The sequence below is a fragment of the Dactylosporangium sp. CS-033363 genome (assembly GCF_050942475.1).
Classification (GTDB): Bacteria; Actinomycetota; Actinomycetes; order Mycobacteriales; family Micromonosporaceae; genus Dactylosporangium.
Genome location: NZ_CP192032.1, coordinates 312,909 through 326,265, shown reverse-complemented (window position 1 = coordinate 326,265; position 13,357 = coordinate 312,909). Strand labels below are relative to the sequence as shown.

The following is a 13,357-nucleotide window of genomic DNA, read 5'->3' as shown; positions in this document are numbered from 1 at the left end:
AGGGCTGTAGCGCAGAGGTCGTCGCATCGGACTGCGGATCCGAAGAACGCCGGTTCGATTCCGGCCGGCCCTGCCCCTTTTTTCGGGGGTTGGTTCTCATGCATCCGTCGGCCGTGCCCGCCTCGATGATCGAGCGCGCGACCGAGCGCCGCCTGGCCGGCGACTGGCCGGGCGCCCACGCCGCGGCGGGCGTCGAGAACCACGTCGACCTAGGCCTGATCAGGCGGAACTTCGGCGCCGACGCGGCCGCGCGGATCGAGGACGACCTGCGCCACCTCGTGCCCGACCTGCTGCGCTGGTACCTCGTGCGCGACCGCGGCGCCCTCCCGCGCCCGAGCGTGTGGTACCCACTGGCGCTCCTGCCCGACGACCACGCCGTCATGGTGCACACCTCGCCGTTCTTCACGATCAGGCTGACGCTCGGCCGCGTGGTCGAGCAGCGCGGCCTGCGCGACGACAGCTTCCTGCTGTTGCGCGACCGCTGGGACGCGCGGCGCACCCGCGAGATCCTGGCCCGCTGCGGCTTCTTCAACCGCCCCGGCGGCGAGCTGGTCCAGACGCTGCTCCAGCTCGACGACAGCGGCCGACACGCCGCCGCCTGGTCCGCCGCGGGATACGACCTGAAGGTGCTGTTGTTCGACCGCCGCTTCGGCCGCGAGCGCCTCGACCCTTTGGCGTTCGCCGTCGACCCGGCTGTGCGCAACCGCGCGCGTGGCGCCGCGGTGAACGCCGCCCTGGCCTGGCCGCGCCCGATCCACACCACCCTGCCCGCGGCCGCGCGCCGCACCATCGAGTACGTCGAGGAGCTGCTGGCCACCGAGCCGTACCCGCGCGCCCACCCCGTCCCACCCGGCCCGCGCATCGAGGCCGACACCCACCTTGGCCTCACCCGTATCGATGTCAAGGGCCGCAGCATCGTCCTCGACGGCGCGCGGGCGCGGCTGGTGAGCCGCGTGCCCCGTGGCCAGGCCGACGCCGAGAGACGCCGCGCCGAAATGGACGAGTTCGGCATCCCGCTCGACCGCATCCCGCGCATCCCGGATGTGCTGGTCCACCGCCCAGCGGAGCTCGACGCCCTGCGCCGCGGCTCGGCCACGCTGCACCCGTTGGTTTACGAAGCGCTTTTTTCGACCGCCGCGTTGGTACTTCCTGAGCTTTCGCCAACCCCCACGCCGGTCCTTCCAGCGCCCACTCGCCTCCGCATGTCCATTCGCGTGCATTGCGACGACGCGACGCACGAGGTCGTGATGCGCGACGGTGCGACCCTGATCCCGCACTCCCGCCACGAGATCGATCGCGAAATGGCGCTGTCGGCCCTCGGCGGCCAGGTCCAGGGCTGTGTGGCCGCGCGGGAGGGATGGCGCGATCTGGCCGTACAACTGCCGCGTCGTGTCCAGAGGCTGCACGACGAACTGCTGCTGCTCATCCGCCTCGGCGACACCGCCGCGCTGGTGGACGCCCTGGACCGCGGCCTCGACCCGCACGTCCGCTTCCGCCCGGGCGGCGAGTCCCTGCTGCACCTGCTCCCGCTCATTCCGGGCGGCGACGACCTGGCACCCCGGCTGCTGGCGGCGGGTGTGGACCCGAACGCCCGCACCGCGGCCCGCCGCACCCCCTTGCACGAGGCGGTGGCCATCGGCTCCGTACGGCTGGTCAAAACCCTGCTCAAAGCCGGCGCCGACCCGAAGGCATCGGTGCATGTGCACGGCTACACCTCCGCCGCGGGCTGGACGAACCGCCCCGACCTGGCATTCCTCCGAAAGCTGGTCAAATGACGTGGCATCCGCTCCCGGCCCGGCTCTCGTGACGCGGCATCCGCTCCCGGCACGGCTCTCGTGACGCGGCATCCGCTCCCGGCCCGGCTCTCGTGAAGTGGCATCCGCTCCCGGCCCGGCTCTCGTGAGGTGGCCTCCGCTTCCTTCGCGCATGATCGAGCGCGCGACCGAGCGCCGGCTCGCGGGCGACTGGCCGGGCGCGTGCGCGGCCGCGGGCTTCAACGTCCTCATCGACCTGGACGCGGTCCGCCGCGACCACGGCGACACGATCGCCGACCGCCTCGAGGCCGACCTGCGCCACCTGGCCCCGGACCTGCTCCGCTGGCATCTCGGCCCCCTGCGCTGCCGCCGCCGTTTCCCGCTCGCGTTCTACCCCGCCTCATGGGCCTTGATCGCCAGCACTCCCGGCCACCCGGGCGACCCGCAGCGCGTCACCCTCTCCTTCGAGCGCCTAGCCTGGATCACCAGGGCCCGTCGCGACGACGTGCTGGTGCTCCTGCGGGATCGCTGGGATTCCCGGTATACCCCCGACAAACTCCCCCGCTGCGGCGGCCTGACCCGGCTCCCGTTCTTCACCGCTCTTGGCGAGCGCCTGCCTTCGGATGCCCTGGGCGACGACTCCCCCGAGGGCCTGGTCGAACGCGCCGTGATGCTGGACGACGCGTTCGACCCAGCCGAGGCCTGGGCCCTCGCGGGCTATTCGGTCGTGGCCCAGCACGCGAGGGCCCTATCGGCATTCCGCCCGATCCACAGCACGCTGGACGATTCCCGCCGCCGAGTTTTGTCGTACCTCGCCGATATCGTGTGGGTACCGGACGCCCCCTGGCACCCGCGCCGCCACCCGATCAACGGCGGCTTTCTGGAGCCTCCTTCACCAATCGAGGCGGACCCTCAGTCCTCCTTGGCTCGTATAGAACTCCGAGACCGCACGCTGGTCCTGGACGGCAAGCAGGCCGTGCTGGTGACCAGCCCGACCGAGAGCGAGTACGACCTTCCGGCCATCCCCCGCATCCCGCTCGACCTGGCCAACCGCCCGCCCGAACTGACCGCCCTGCTGCGCGGCCACCTGCAGCCGGCGGACCTGCACCCCTTGGTCCACGCGGCCCTGTTCCCGGCCGGCTCCTGGCGCCCGTCTCCTCCTGCCCTGCCTTCGCTGCCCACATCCATCGGGATCCGCTGCGACAACGAAACCCACGTCATCGCCGTGCGCAACGGCTCCTTCGTCCCGCCCCACTCCCTGGACCGCGAACGCACCCTGGCCGCCCTGGGCGGCGAGATGCAGGGCTGCGCGGCGGCCATCGACGGCTGGCGCGACCCCACGATCGCTGTCCCCCGGGAGATGGCCACCCTGCGCGCCAACTTCCTGCGCTTGTTCGCGGAGGCCGACACAGCCGCAGTCGAGTCCGCTTTGGACGCCGGCCTGGACCCACACGTACGCGACGAGCGCGGCCGCACCCTGCTGCACCTGCTGCCCTGGCTGACCGGCACCGACGACCTGCTGACCCGCTTGGTGGAAGCAGGCCTGGACCCGAACGCCGCCGACGACCGCGGCCGCCCCCCACTGCGGCTGGCCCTCGAGTACGGCTCCCCCGACCTGGTCCAAGCCCTCCTGGCCGCCGGCGCCAACCCCCGCGGCCAGTACACCCACCGCCCGGACATGATCGCCCTCCTACACTCTCCAACGGCAGAGCCGTAGCGCAGAGGTAGTCGCGCCGCCCTCGCAAGGCGGAGGACGCCGGTCCGACTCCGGCCGGCTCTGCCCTCTCTTCGCCTTTCTCGGTTTTCCACCCCTTTCCCCGCGCTTTTCTCCCTCTTCGCGAACCCTTTTCCCCACCACGTCGAACGGCCCCGACTCCCCTGCCCGACCGGCCGAATCTGCATGTTCGTTCGTCCACGCCACCGCTGAACCCGATCCATTCCGGCTCCGGCCAGACCAGAATTCGCCCGGGCGATCGCCCCGTCCGATTGGCTACACATCACAAGGCACGAGGTCGCGCCACACGAAGAATCCAGGCGAGAAGCACCCCACCGGCGCGCGGCGGATGCGCCGGACGGGTACCGGACTTCAAGGAGCTGCCATGACGGCCAAGCCGCAAGGAGCACCGCCCGTAGTCGTCGCCCTCAACGTCTTCGCCGTGCTCTGGATCGTGGGCGGCCTGATCAGCCTGTCGGCCCTGTGGCCGGAGAACGGGACCTACGGCCACCCCACCACGATGGAACTGGCGCCGGCCCTGATCGTCGCCTGCATCGCCGGCCTGGCCGCCACGATCGCCCTGGCCGCGTCGGCCATCGTCACCCAACTGGCGCGCCGCAACCGAGAGGTCGAATCCTGACGGTGCCACCAACGCGGCCAAGTGACACCCACCCGCCCGCGCACTACCGTTGAACCCATGAGAACTCTCTCCGAGCAAGTGGGCCCACCGCAGTGGACGCCCGGCGCAGGCTGGGAGCGGTTGAAGCGGGAAATGCCGCACCTCGTGCCCGAGCTCACCGACGAGGACATGCGCCGCGCGGCCGCGATGCACGCCGCTGCCGCCGACCGTGGCGGCGATGGGCCGCGGCGTTCGACCTGACTTGATTGACCTAAGTCCAAATTTATTCTCAGGGATTTCGGCCGTCGCGATTAACGTCTGACGCGTGCTCGTCTTCGATGCCACGGCTCTTACCGCACTGTTCGATGCCTACCCGCCGGTCTGGGCGTTGTGGCGAACCGCCGACCAGGACCTCGGGAGCATCGGGGTTCCGGCCCTCGCGATCGTCGAGGCCGGGACCCTCGTGTAGGCGCACGCCTCGGCCTGGGACTCGATCCTGTGGTCGAAGTCGCTGACCGTCCTGCCGTTGACCGAGCGGGCCGCGGTCGAGATCTCCGCCTGGCCGGGGGCGTACGGAGCGCGGCACGCCCTGTGGGAGGCGAGAGCGCTCGACTGCCCGCTCGTCACCCGTCAGACCGAGCTGTACGCGCCGGGCCCGACGGACATCCAGGCGGTCTAGCCGCCTCCTAGACTGCTCGGCGGCAGAGCCGTAGCGCAGAGGTCGTCGCACCGCCCTCCAATGGCGAAAGACGCCGGTTCGATTCCGGCCGGCTCTGCCCCCACGAAGGTCGGTCCCACCCTCACGAACGGGTGAATCGTCGCGACACGGGCGAAACGCGACATCCGGCGGATTATCATGCGGCGGCGTTACGCTCGCGGCCGTGGCTAGGGGAGCGGTCCGCAACTTCGAGACGGCGCTCGGTGCGATCGGTGTGCTGGCGCTCATCATCACCGCGATCATCATCACCGGCTGGAACCCGCTGCCCAACATCACTGACTGGTGGGACAAGGTTGCCGACAGTACCGGCAAGCTTTCTACACCCGACACGGCCTGGACCGATCGCGTGGGCGGGCAGCCATCGTCGGCGGTGATTGCCGGTACAGCTGCGATTGTTTCTATGCGTGGAACGGTCGAGGGACGGGCGCTGACCGATGGCAAGGTGCTCTGGACCAAGGAGGCCGACTGGGCCGGGGTCGCGGGCGACGGCGGCAGTGTCGTGGCGATCGTCGGGCGGCGCGGCACCGGGCTGGAGGCGCTCGACCCCGTGAGCGGCCAGCCGCGGTGGAGCGATCACGACGCGGTCGGGGCGTGGACGTACCGCGAGCACGTGCTGACGATCGCGTGCGGCGGGCTCAGCGACTGCACCCTCACGGCGCGGTCGCCCAAGGACGGTGCGCCGATCTGGAAGCTGACGCTGCCGGGGATCGGGCGCGTGCTGAACGGCATCAACAGCGATCTGCTCGGCACCGAGGTCAAGGCCGACGCGTACCGCGATGCCATCAACGCCATGCCCCGGCCCATCCCGGCGATGCTCGGCTTTCCGATCGAGCAGAAGGTGAAGATCGTCGACACCGGGCGGGGCAAGGTGCTGCGCGAGGACGGCGCGTCCAACACCTCGCGGGTCGTGGTCGCGGGCGGGCGCGAGCTCGTGTCGACGGCGTCGCCGAAGGACGGCAACTGCCGGTACAGCCTCGAGGCGCGCGATCCGAGCAACGGCAAGACGCTGTGGAAGAAGGACGGGTACGACCTGCACACCGCGTCCGGCGCCGGTTGTGAGCAGCGGCGCGACCCGGCCGGCGCGGACACCGTGCTGATCGCGACCCGCGGCGACAACCGCGAGGTGTTCCTGTCGCCGCGCGACGGGCGCGAGATGTGGGCCGGGGCCGAGGGCGACGAGATCGTCACGGCCGACAGCCAGTACGGCCTGGTCCGCTCCAACGGCGGCAAGACGCTCTCGGTCGTCGGCTTCGAGAAGGGCGGGCGGCTCTGGCAGCAGGAGGTGCCCGCCAAGGCCGATGTCGCGGTTTCACGGTACGCCGTGCTGGTCCGCGACACCGCCGGCGGAAAGCTCACGGCCTATGCCCCGGACAGCGGCCGCGTGCTGCTGGAGGCCAAGACGACCTCGGATGTGCTGGGCATCGGCGACCACGGACTCATGGTCGGCCGCGGCCGGACAATCGGCTACCTCGCGTACGCGTGAAGAAGGCGGAAAACGTACACCTAGAGAATCCGATAGTGGCTCGTGAGCCGACTACGGGTGTAGTGGTGCATCACGAGGGCCGGACGGTCAGCCATGTCCATCTCGACCGTCTCGCGTTCCCACGGCATGATGAGCGTCGATTTGATGCCGGGCGCGATGACCAGTGGCACGCCCGCGAAGGTGGTCACCGTCGGCGTGTGGAAATGCCCGCACAGCACCGCCACGACGTTCGGATGGCGGCGAATCACCGCCTCGAGCCGCTCCTCGCCGAACTGCCGCATCGGGTCGGCGAAGGTGTGCTCAAGCGTGACCGGCGGGTGGTGGAAGCACACGAACGCCGGCGTCTCGCCCGCCAGCGCGGCGTCGAGCCAGTCCAGGGTCGCGTCCTCGATGAAGCCCTCGTCCTTGCCCGGGATCGTCGAGTCGACCAGCGCGAACACCGCGTCCCCGACCCGTTCGACCCGGTTGAGCGGGCCCAGACCGGCCGCGACAAACGCCGCACGCTCGTCGTGATTTCCGGGCAAATACAGCTTTGGTACGTCGAGCCGGCCAAACAACACCTGGAGTTGCTCGTATTCCTCGGCCCGCCCGTGATCCGCCAGGTCACCGGTGAGCAGCACCGCGTCGACCGGCCGCTGCAGGCCGAGCAGATAGTCCACTACAGCTGTAGTCCGGTCGATACTGCGCCGACTGCCGTCTATGTGGGTGTCGCTGACGTGGGCGATGAGCGTCATGCGAGCGAGGCTAGAAAACGGGGCATTGCCGGTACAACGGCCAATCAACAACCCGTGGTCAGCGGTGCTCCATGACCAGCGCGAACGAGGTGTGCGGGGTCAGCGCCTCATAGCCGTGCGCGACGTCCCCCGCGAACGAGGCGTAGTCGTGGACGTCGAGGTCGACCGGCGAGTCCTCCGGCCCGACCCGCAGCCGCCCGCTGATCATCACGACGTGCTCGATCGTCCCGGGCAGGTGAGCGTCGGCCTTGCGCGCGCCGATCGGCTCGACCCGCATCAGGTAGATGTCGCGTCGGACTCCGGGCGGGCAGGTCGCGAGCAGGGTACCCACGAAATCCGCCTGTTCTGACTTCACCGTGGGACCCTCGCCGGCCCGGATCACGCGCGGGGCGGTCGGCGGCGGCTCGACCAGGCGGCTGAACGGCACGTTGAGCGCGACCGCGAGGGCCCAGAGCGTCTCGATGTTCGGGTTGCCGGCACCCGATTCGAGCTGGCTCAAGGTGGACTTGGCGATGCCGGCGCGCTTGGCCACCTCACTCAGGGACAGTTTTTCCCGCTCACGCTCGCGGCGGAGGGCGGCGGCGATGAGGTCGATGGGCGGTTTGGTGGGGTCCATGGGCTTCCGTTCGGTACAGCGAACGATGTATTCGTCTTGACGAACAGTGGCGCGTGGGTCCAGCATACCGAACTATGCGTTCGATTCTCCGAACAGATCCGATCGCCCGGGACGTGGCCGCGCTGTGCATGGCGGCCGCGATCGTCGGGCTGTCGTTCGGCGCGATCGCGTCGGCCGGCGGGGTGCCGCTGTCGCAGATCGTGGCCATGAACGCGCTGGTGTACGCGGGCGGCGCGCAGTTCCTGGCCGTCGGGCTGGCCGGCGCCGGGGCCACCGCGGCCGCGATCGTGCTGGCCGGGCTGCTGCTCAACGCGCGCCACCTCCCGTTCGGCCTGGCGATCGGCAACGAGGTGCTCGGCCGCCGGCGCTTCCTGGGCAGCCACCTGATGACGGATGAATCCGTCGCTTTCGCATTGGCGCAGAACGATCCCGCCCGCCGCCGGCGCGCCTATTGGCTGACGGGCGTCAGCCTCTATCTGACCTGGAACGTCTGCGCCGCCATCGGTGCGATCGCCGGTTCGGCCCTCGGCGACCCCAACACGTTCGGGATCGACGCGGCATTTCCGGCCGCGCTGTTCGCCCTGACCCTGCCTTCTTTGAAAGACGCGGCATCGGTACGGGTGGCAGCCGGCGGCGCCGCGCTCGCCCTCATCGCCACGCCGGTGCTCCCCGCGGGCCTACCGGTCCTGGCCGCCCTGTTCGCACTGTTCCTGGCGAGGTCGAAATGAGCTGGATCGCGATTCTGATTCTCGCGGCGGGCACCTACGCCTTCCGATTCGCCGGCCCGGTCCTGCGCGAGCGGATCTCGGTGTCGGAAAACGTGAAGCGGTATTTGTCACTCGCCGCCGTCGCGCTGCTCGCCGCGCTGATCGCCACCGCCGCCCTGCTGGACGGGACGTCGTTTGTCGGCATTGCCCGGCCTGCGGGGGTTCTGGTGGGCGCCGTACTGGCCTGGCGCAAGGCCCCGTTCGTCGTCGTGGTGGTGGCCGCGGCTCTGACGGCCGCCCTGCTCAGGGTCGCCGGAGTCGAGTAATACAGGCAGGTAATACAGTCGAGGCATGCCCCGAATTCGCGTTCTCGCCGCTGCTGCCGCTCGGACCCGACACCACCGAATACCGCCTGGTCACCAGCGACGGGATCGGCCGCGACGGGCGGTTCCTGACGATCGAGCCGGAGGCGCTGACCCGCCTCACGGACGAGGCCATGCACGACATCGCGCACTTCCTGCGCCCCGCGCACCTCACCCAGCTGCGCTCGATCATCGACGACCCGCTGGCCTCCCCGAACGACCGCTTCGTCGCGCTCGACCTGCTGCGCAACGCCAACATCGCGGCGGGCGGGATCCTGCCGATGTGCCAGGACACCGGTACCGCCATCGTCATGGGCAAACGCGGCCGCTTCGTCCTCACCGACGGCCAGGACGAGGAGGCCATCGCCCGCGGCGTGTTCGACGCCTACACGCGGCTGAACCTGCGGTACTCGCAGCTGGCCCCGCTGACCATGTGGGACGAGAAGAACACGGGCTCCAACCTGCCGGCCCAGATCGAGCTGTACGCCGAGGGCGACGACGCGTACAAGTTCCTGTTCATGGCCAAGGGCGGCGGCTCGGCGAACAAGAGCTACCTGTACCAGGAAACCAAGGCCCTGCTCAATCCGACCCGGATGATGCAGTTCCTCGAGGAGAAGCTCCGCCTCATCGGTACTGCGGCATGCCCCCCGTACCACCTGGCCATCGTCATCGGCGGCACCTCGGGCGAGCACGCGCTGAAGACCGCCAAACTTGCCTCCGCCAAGTACCTGGACAGCCTGCCGCTGGAGGGTTCCGCCGTCGGCCACGGCTTCCGCGACGTGGCGCTCGAGGCGGAGGTCCTCCAGCTCACCCGCGAGTTCGGCATCGGCGCCCAGTTCGGCGGCCGGTACTTCTGCCACGACGTCCGCGTCGTCCGCCTCCCGAGGCACGGCGCCTCCTGCCCGGTGGCGATCGCGGTGTCCTGCTCCGCCGACCGCCAGGCGGTTGGAAAGATCAACGAGCAGGGCGTCTGGCTGGAGCAGCTCGAACGCGACCCGGCCCGCTTCCTGCCGGACGTGACGGACGAGCACCTCGACGACGACGTGGTCTCGGTGGACCTGAACCGCCCGATGGCCGAGATCCGTGCGCAGCTGTCGCAGCTGCCGGTGAAGACCCGCCTGTCCCTCACCGGCCCGCTGGTCGTGGCCCGCGACATCGCCCACGCCAAAATCGCCGAACGCCTGGACGCGGGCGAGCCGATGCCTGCTTACCTGCGCGACCACGCGGTCTACTACGCCGGCCCGGCCAAGACGCCCGAGGGGTACGCGTCGGGCTCGTTCGGCCCCACGACCGCCGGCCGCATGGACGCGTACGTCGAGAAGTTCCAGGCCGCGGGCGGCTCGATGGTCATGCTGGCCAAGGGCAACCGCTCGAAGCAGGTCACGAACGCCTGCCACACATACGGCGGCTTCTACCTCGGCTCGATCGGCGGCCCGGCGGCCCGGCTGGCCCAGGACTGCATCAAGCACGTCGAGGTGATCGAGTACCCGGAACTGGGCATGGAGGCGGTCTGGAAGATCGACGTGGTCGACTTCCCGGCCTTCATCGTGGTGGACGACAAGGGCAACGACTTCTTCGCCGAGGTCACGAAACCCACGTTGACCCTGCAGATCGGCAGCCGGTAGGGGCCCTAGGCTCCGCCGTACAATCGCCGTACAGTTGATGCTGTGAACGCGGTAAGACGGTCGGAGTTCTAGATGAGTCCCAAGACGGAACGCATTGAGGTACGGGCGGACGAGACCAGCAAGTCCCGTATCACCGAAGCCGCCGAGCTGCTCGGTGAGCCCGTGTCGGCCTTTGTTGTGCGGTCGGCACGGGCGGAGGCGGAGAAGGTCCTAGCCAGAGCACACCGGACCATCATGCCGGCCGAGCAGTTCGACCTGCTCATCTCGTCACTTGACGAGCCGGATGAGGCGTCCGCGCTCACCGAGATCGCGAACAGACCCAGACGGTTCCGGCGGACGTGATCATGTTTGTCTCCAGCCGTCTCAAGGATCACCATCAGCTCGCCACGTTCGACTGCGGCGAGCCGTCGCTGAACCTGTGGCTTACCGATCATGCCCGCCGCGCTCAGCTCGCCGGCACGTCGCGAACCTACGTGTGGACACACGAGGACAGCGATGACGTGATCGCGTACTACTCGATTGCCCCGACCCAGGTGGAGCGCACGGATCTGACGGGTTCCCGGGCGGGCGGCTTCAGCGTTGTTCCCGCTTACATCCTGACCCGCTTCGCCTTGGACCGATCCATTCAGGGACAACACCTCAGTGACGACCTTCTGCTCGACGCTGTCGAGGTCATCGTCAAGGCCGCACGCACTGCCGGCGGCCGGCTGATCGTGGTCGACGCGATCAACAGTCGAGTCGCCGAGTGGTACCACCGCGGCGGCTTCCATCCGATCAAGGGTGACCCGCTGCGGTTGGTGATGAAGGTCGAGACGGCCAAGCAGGCGCTGAGTACGAGCATGGTGACCGTCAGCATGGAGGGCGGACTGGCCGGCCTCGTGCTCTCGGCACCCGACGGCCAGGCGACCTCGGTCGTCATCTCAGCGGACGAACTGCGAGCGATTGCACGCGAAATCGACAGCCGTGTGGCCAACGCCAAGCCCGACAGCATGCTCTCGCTTCGGGAAGCGATCAAGACGGCGATCGGCCGCGACCCCTTCGCTGACGACTGAGGGTCCGGCGCGGCAAGCCGTGACACCTCGGACAAGGGTCAATCCATAGGGGCAGAGCCGGCCGGAGTCGAACCGGCGTCCTTTGCCTTGGCAAGGCAACCGCGACTACCTCTGCGCTACGGCTCTGCCCGCCGAGCAGTCTAGGGAAGTCTCAGGAGTCGCCGGCGGCCGCGGCCACGAGGGGCAGCACCCGGTACGGGATCTGCGAGGCCAGCGCGATGATCGTCGACGAGCGCACGATCCCCTCGAAGCTCATCACCCGATCGATCACCCGCTGCAGATCGGCGTTCGACCGCGCCACAATGCGACACAGCAGATCCCCAGAACCGGTGATCGTGTGCACCTCGAGCACCTCAGGAATGTCCCGCAGATGCGTCGAAACGGGGTCGTGCCCGAACCGCTGCCGAATCTCCAGCGTCACGAACGCGGTCACGGTGTAGCCAAGCGCCGCCGGGTCGATGTCCGGCCCGTGCCCCCGGATCACCCCCCGCGCCGCAAGGCGGTCCAGCCGTGCCTGGATGGTCCCGCGCGCCACCCCGAGGCGGCGGGAGCACTCCAGGACGCCGATGCGCGGTTCGGCGTACAGCAGGCTGATCAGACGTGCATCGAGAACGTCGATTTCACTGGGCAATCTGCTCACCCGTACCCGAGAAACAGTCGGCTGATTGTGCAACTTGACCACGCAGAATAGCGTTCCTTGCCCAGGCCGGGCAAAGCGGGCGACGCTACGCAGTATGACCCGCGCCATCGAAGACCTGAACGAGCTCATCGGGGCCGTCGAGCACGACGTGACCCATGACCCGTTTCCGCTGACCGGCCTCGACCACGTCCGGTTCTACGTCGGCAATGCCAAGCAGTCGGCGCATTTCTACTCGACCGCGTTCGGCATGACGCTGCTGGCGTACCGCGGGCCGGAGCAGGGGTACCGCGACCACGCCGAGTACGTGCTCAAGTCCGGCTCGGCGATCTTCGTGTTCGCCGGTGGGGTGCACCGCGAGGCGGAGGCGACCAAGCACTACGAGCGGCACGGCGACGGCATCAGCGACATCGCGCTGGAGGTGCCCGACGTCGACACCGCGTTCGCGTTCGCGGTGCGGCAGGGCGCGCAGGTGGTCGAGGAGCCGCACGACGAGCAGGACGAGCACGGCGTGGTGCGCCGGGCCGCCATCGCGACGTACGGCGAGACCCGCCACACGCTCATCGACCGTTCGCGCTACTCGGGGCCGTTCCTGCCCGGGTTCGTGGCGCGCAAGCCGATCGTGGCGCCGCCGGCCAAGCGGTACTTCCAGGCCGTCGACCACGTCGTGGGCAACGTGGAGCTCGGCCGGATGGACGAGTGGGTCGAGTTCTACCGGCGCGTCATGGGCTTCACGAACATGGCCGAGTTCGTCGGCGACGACATCGCGACCGAGTACTCCGCGCTCATGAGCAAGGTCGTGGCCAGCGGCACGCGCAAGGTGAAGTTCCCGCTCAACGAGCCGGCCGTGTCGCGCAAGAAGTCGCAGATCGACGAGTACCTCGAGTTCTACGGCGGGCCCGGGGCGCAGCACATCGCGCTGGCGACGAACGACATCATCCGTACCGTCGACGAGATGACGGCCGCGGGCGTCGAGTTCCTCGTGACCCCCGACTCGTACTACGACGACCCCGAACTGCGCGCCCGCATCGGGCAGGTGCGCGCGCCGATCGAGGAGCTCAAGGCGCGCGGCATCCTGGTCGACCGCGACGAGGACGGGTACCTCCTGCAGATCTTCACCAAGCCGGTCCAGGACCGCCCCACGGTGTTCTTCGAGTTGATCGAGCGGCACGGCTCGCTCGGCTTCGGCAAGGGCAACTTCAAGGCGCTGTTCGAGGCGATCGAGCGAGAGCAGGAACTTCGCGGGAACCTGTAACACTGTCCGGGTGACATATCCGGGCCAGCCGCAGCCGGGTGGCGCGCCGCAGTACGGGCCGCCATCCGGTTCTCCGCAGGG

16 protein-coding genes and 4 tRNA genes are annotated in these 13,357 nt (G+C 69.2%); 16 read left to right on the top strand and 4 right to left on the bottom strand.

Annotated elements, in window-relative coordinates; genetic code table 11:
- The 10 genes from ACQPZ4_RS01590 (at position 1) to ACQPZ4_RS01545 (ending at position 6,288) form a co-directional block, all read left to right on the top strand.
- A tRNA-Arg gene (locus ACQPZ4_RS01590) sits at positions 1–73 on the top strand.
- A gap of 25 nt (positions 74–98) precedes the next feature.
- Positions 99–1,775: an ankyrin repeat domain-containing protein gene (locus tag ACQPZ4_RS01585; protein WP_433054982.1), complete on the top strand. Its 1,677-nt coding sequence runs from the start codon at positions 99–101 to the stop codon at positions 1,773–1,775.
- Positions 1,776–1,926: 151 nt separating this feature from the next.
- Positions 1,927–3,471 carry an ankyrin repeat domain-containing protein gene (locus tag ACQPZ4_RS01580; protein ID WP_433054979.1) on the top strand — a complete coding sequence of 515 codons (1,545 nt, stop codon included), beginning with the start codon at positions 1,927–1,929 and terminating at the stop codon, positions 3,469–3,471.
- A tRNA-Ala gene (locus tag ACQPZ4_RS01575) sits at positions 3,462–3,534 on the top strand. The genes ACQPZ4_RS01580 and ACQPZ4_RS01575 overlap by 10 nt, the downstream gene beginning before the upstream one ends.
- Before the next feature lie 319 nt (positions 3,535–3,853).
- The gene (locus tag ACQPZ4_RS01570; RefSeq protein WP_433054976.1) at positions 3,854–4,108 is read left to right on the top strand and encodes a hypothetical protein; all 255 of its coding nucleotides are present in this window, start codon (positions 3,854–3,856) and stop codon (positions 4,106–4,108) included.
- A gap of 57 nt (positions 4,109–4,165) precedes the next feature.
- Positions 4,166–4,348, top strand: coding sequence for a hypothetical protein (locus ACQPZ4_RS01565; protein WP_433054973.1), 183 nt, complete (start codon positions 4,166–4,168; stop codon positions 4,346–4,348).
- A gap of 64 nt (positions 4,349–4,412) precedes the next feature.
- Complete coding sequence (locus tag ACQPZ4_RS01560) at positions 4,413–4,556, top strand: hypothetical protein (RefSeq protein WP_433054970.1); 144 nt, start codon at positions 4,413–4,415, stop codon at positions 4,554–4,556.
- A gap of 57 nt (positions 4,557–4,613) precedes the next feature.
- Positions 4,614–4,766, top strand: a complete 153-nt coding sequence (locus ACQPZ4_RS01555; RefSeq protein WP_433054967.1) for a hypothetical protein — start codon at positions 4,614–4,616, stop codon at positions 4,764–4,766.
- Between the two features lie 24 nt (positions 4,767–4,790).
- Positions 4,791–4,863, top strand: a tRNA-Trp gene (locus ACQPZ4_RS01550).
- 105 nt (positions 4,864–4,968) lie between these two features.
- Positions 4,969–6,288, top strand: a complete 1,320-nt coding sequence (locus ACQPZ4_RS01545; protein WP_433054964.1) for a PQQ-binding-like beta-propeller repeat protein — start codon at positions 4,969–4,971, stop codon at positions 6,286–6,288.
- Positions 6,289–6,308: 20 nt separating this feature from the next.
- Here the strand turns inward: ACQPZ4_RS01545 and ACQPZ4_RS01540 are convergent, their stop codons facing one another.
- Entirely contained in the window at positions 6,309–7,022 is a 714-nt protein-coding gene (locus tag ACQPZ4_RS01540; RefSeq protein WP_433054961.1) for a metallophosphoesterase, read from the bottom strand.
- Positions 7,023–7,080: 58 nt separating this feature from the next.
- Positions 7,081–7,638, bottom strand: coding sequence for a helix-turn-helix domain-containing protein (locus ACQPZ4_RS01535; protein ID WP_433054958.1), 558 nt, complete (start codon positions 7,636–7,638; stop codon positions 7,081–7,083).
- A gap of 74 nt (positions 7,639–7,712) precedes the next feature.
- On the opposite strand from ACQPZ4_RS01535, the gene ACQPZ4_RS01530 reads away from it, so the two are divergent.
- The 5 genes from ACQPZ4_RS01530 (at position 7,713) to ACQPZ4_RS01510 (ending at position 11,384) form a co-directional block, all read left to right on the top strand.
- Entirely contained in the window at positions 7,713–8,366 is a 654-nt protein-coding gene (locus tag ACQPZ4_RS01530) for an AzlC family ABC transporter permease (protein ID WP_433054955.1), read from the top strand.
- Positions 8,363–8,671 (top strand): AzlD domain-containing protein, encoded by a 309-nt coding sequence (locus ACQPZ4_RS01525; protein WP_433054952.1) that lies wholly within the window; start codon positions 8,363–8,365, stop codon positions 8,669–8,671. Before ACQPZ4_RS01530 ends, ACQPZ4_RS01525 begins: the two co-directional genes overlap by 4 nt.
- Complete coding sequence (locus ACQPZ4_RS01520; protein WP_433066154.1) at positions 8,671–10,332, top strand: fumarate hydratase; 1,662 nt, start codon at positions 8,671–8,673, stop codon at positions 10,330–10,332. The genes ACQPZ4_RS01525 and ACQPZ4_RS01520 overlap by 1 nt, the downstream gene beginning before the upstream one ends.
- Positions 10,333–10,404: 72 nt before the next feature.
- Positions 10,405–10,674, top strand: coding sequence for a DUF1778 domain-containing protein (locus ACQPZ4_RS01515; RefSeq protein WP_395898821.1), 270 nt, complete (start codon positions 10,405–10,407; stop codon positions 10,672–10,674).
- Positions 10,671–11,384: a hypothetical protein gene (locus tag ACQPZ4_RS01510; protein WP_433054948.1), complete on the top strand. Its 714-nt coding sequence runs from the start codon at positions 10,671–10,673 to the stop codon at positions 11,382–11,384. Before ACQPZ4_RS01515 ends, ACQPZ4_RS01510 begins: the two co-directional genes overlap by 4 nt.
- A gap of 52 nt (positions 11,385–11,436) precedes the next feature.
- Here ACQPZ4_RS01510 and ACQPZ4_RS01505 read toward each other — a convergent pair.
- Both ACQPZ4_RS01505 and ACQPZ4_RS01500 read right to left on the bottom strand, forming a co-directional pair.
- Positions 11,437–11,510, bottom strand: a tRNA-Gly gene (locus ACQPZ4_RS01505).
- A 25-nt stretch (positions 11,511–11,535) separates the two neighbouring features.
- Entirely contained in the window at positions 11,536–12,024 is a 489-nt protein-coding gene (locus tag ACQPZ4_RS01500; RefSeq protein ID WP_433066151.1) for an Lrp/AsnC family transcriptional regulator, read from the bottom strand.
- A gap of 94 nt (positions 12,025–12,118) precedes the next feature.
- On the opposite strand from ACQPZ4_RS01500, the gene hppD reads away from it, so the two are divergent.
- Entirely contained in the window at positions 12,119–13,276 is a 1,158-nt protein-coding gene (hppD, locus tag ACQPZ4_RS01495) for a 4-hydroxyphenylpyruvate dioxygenase (RefSeq protein WP_433054945.1), read from the top strand.
- Positions 13,277–13,357: the final 81 nt, after the last annotated feature.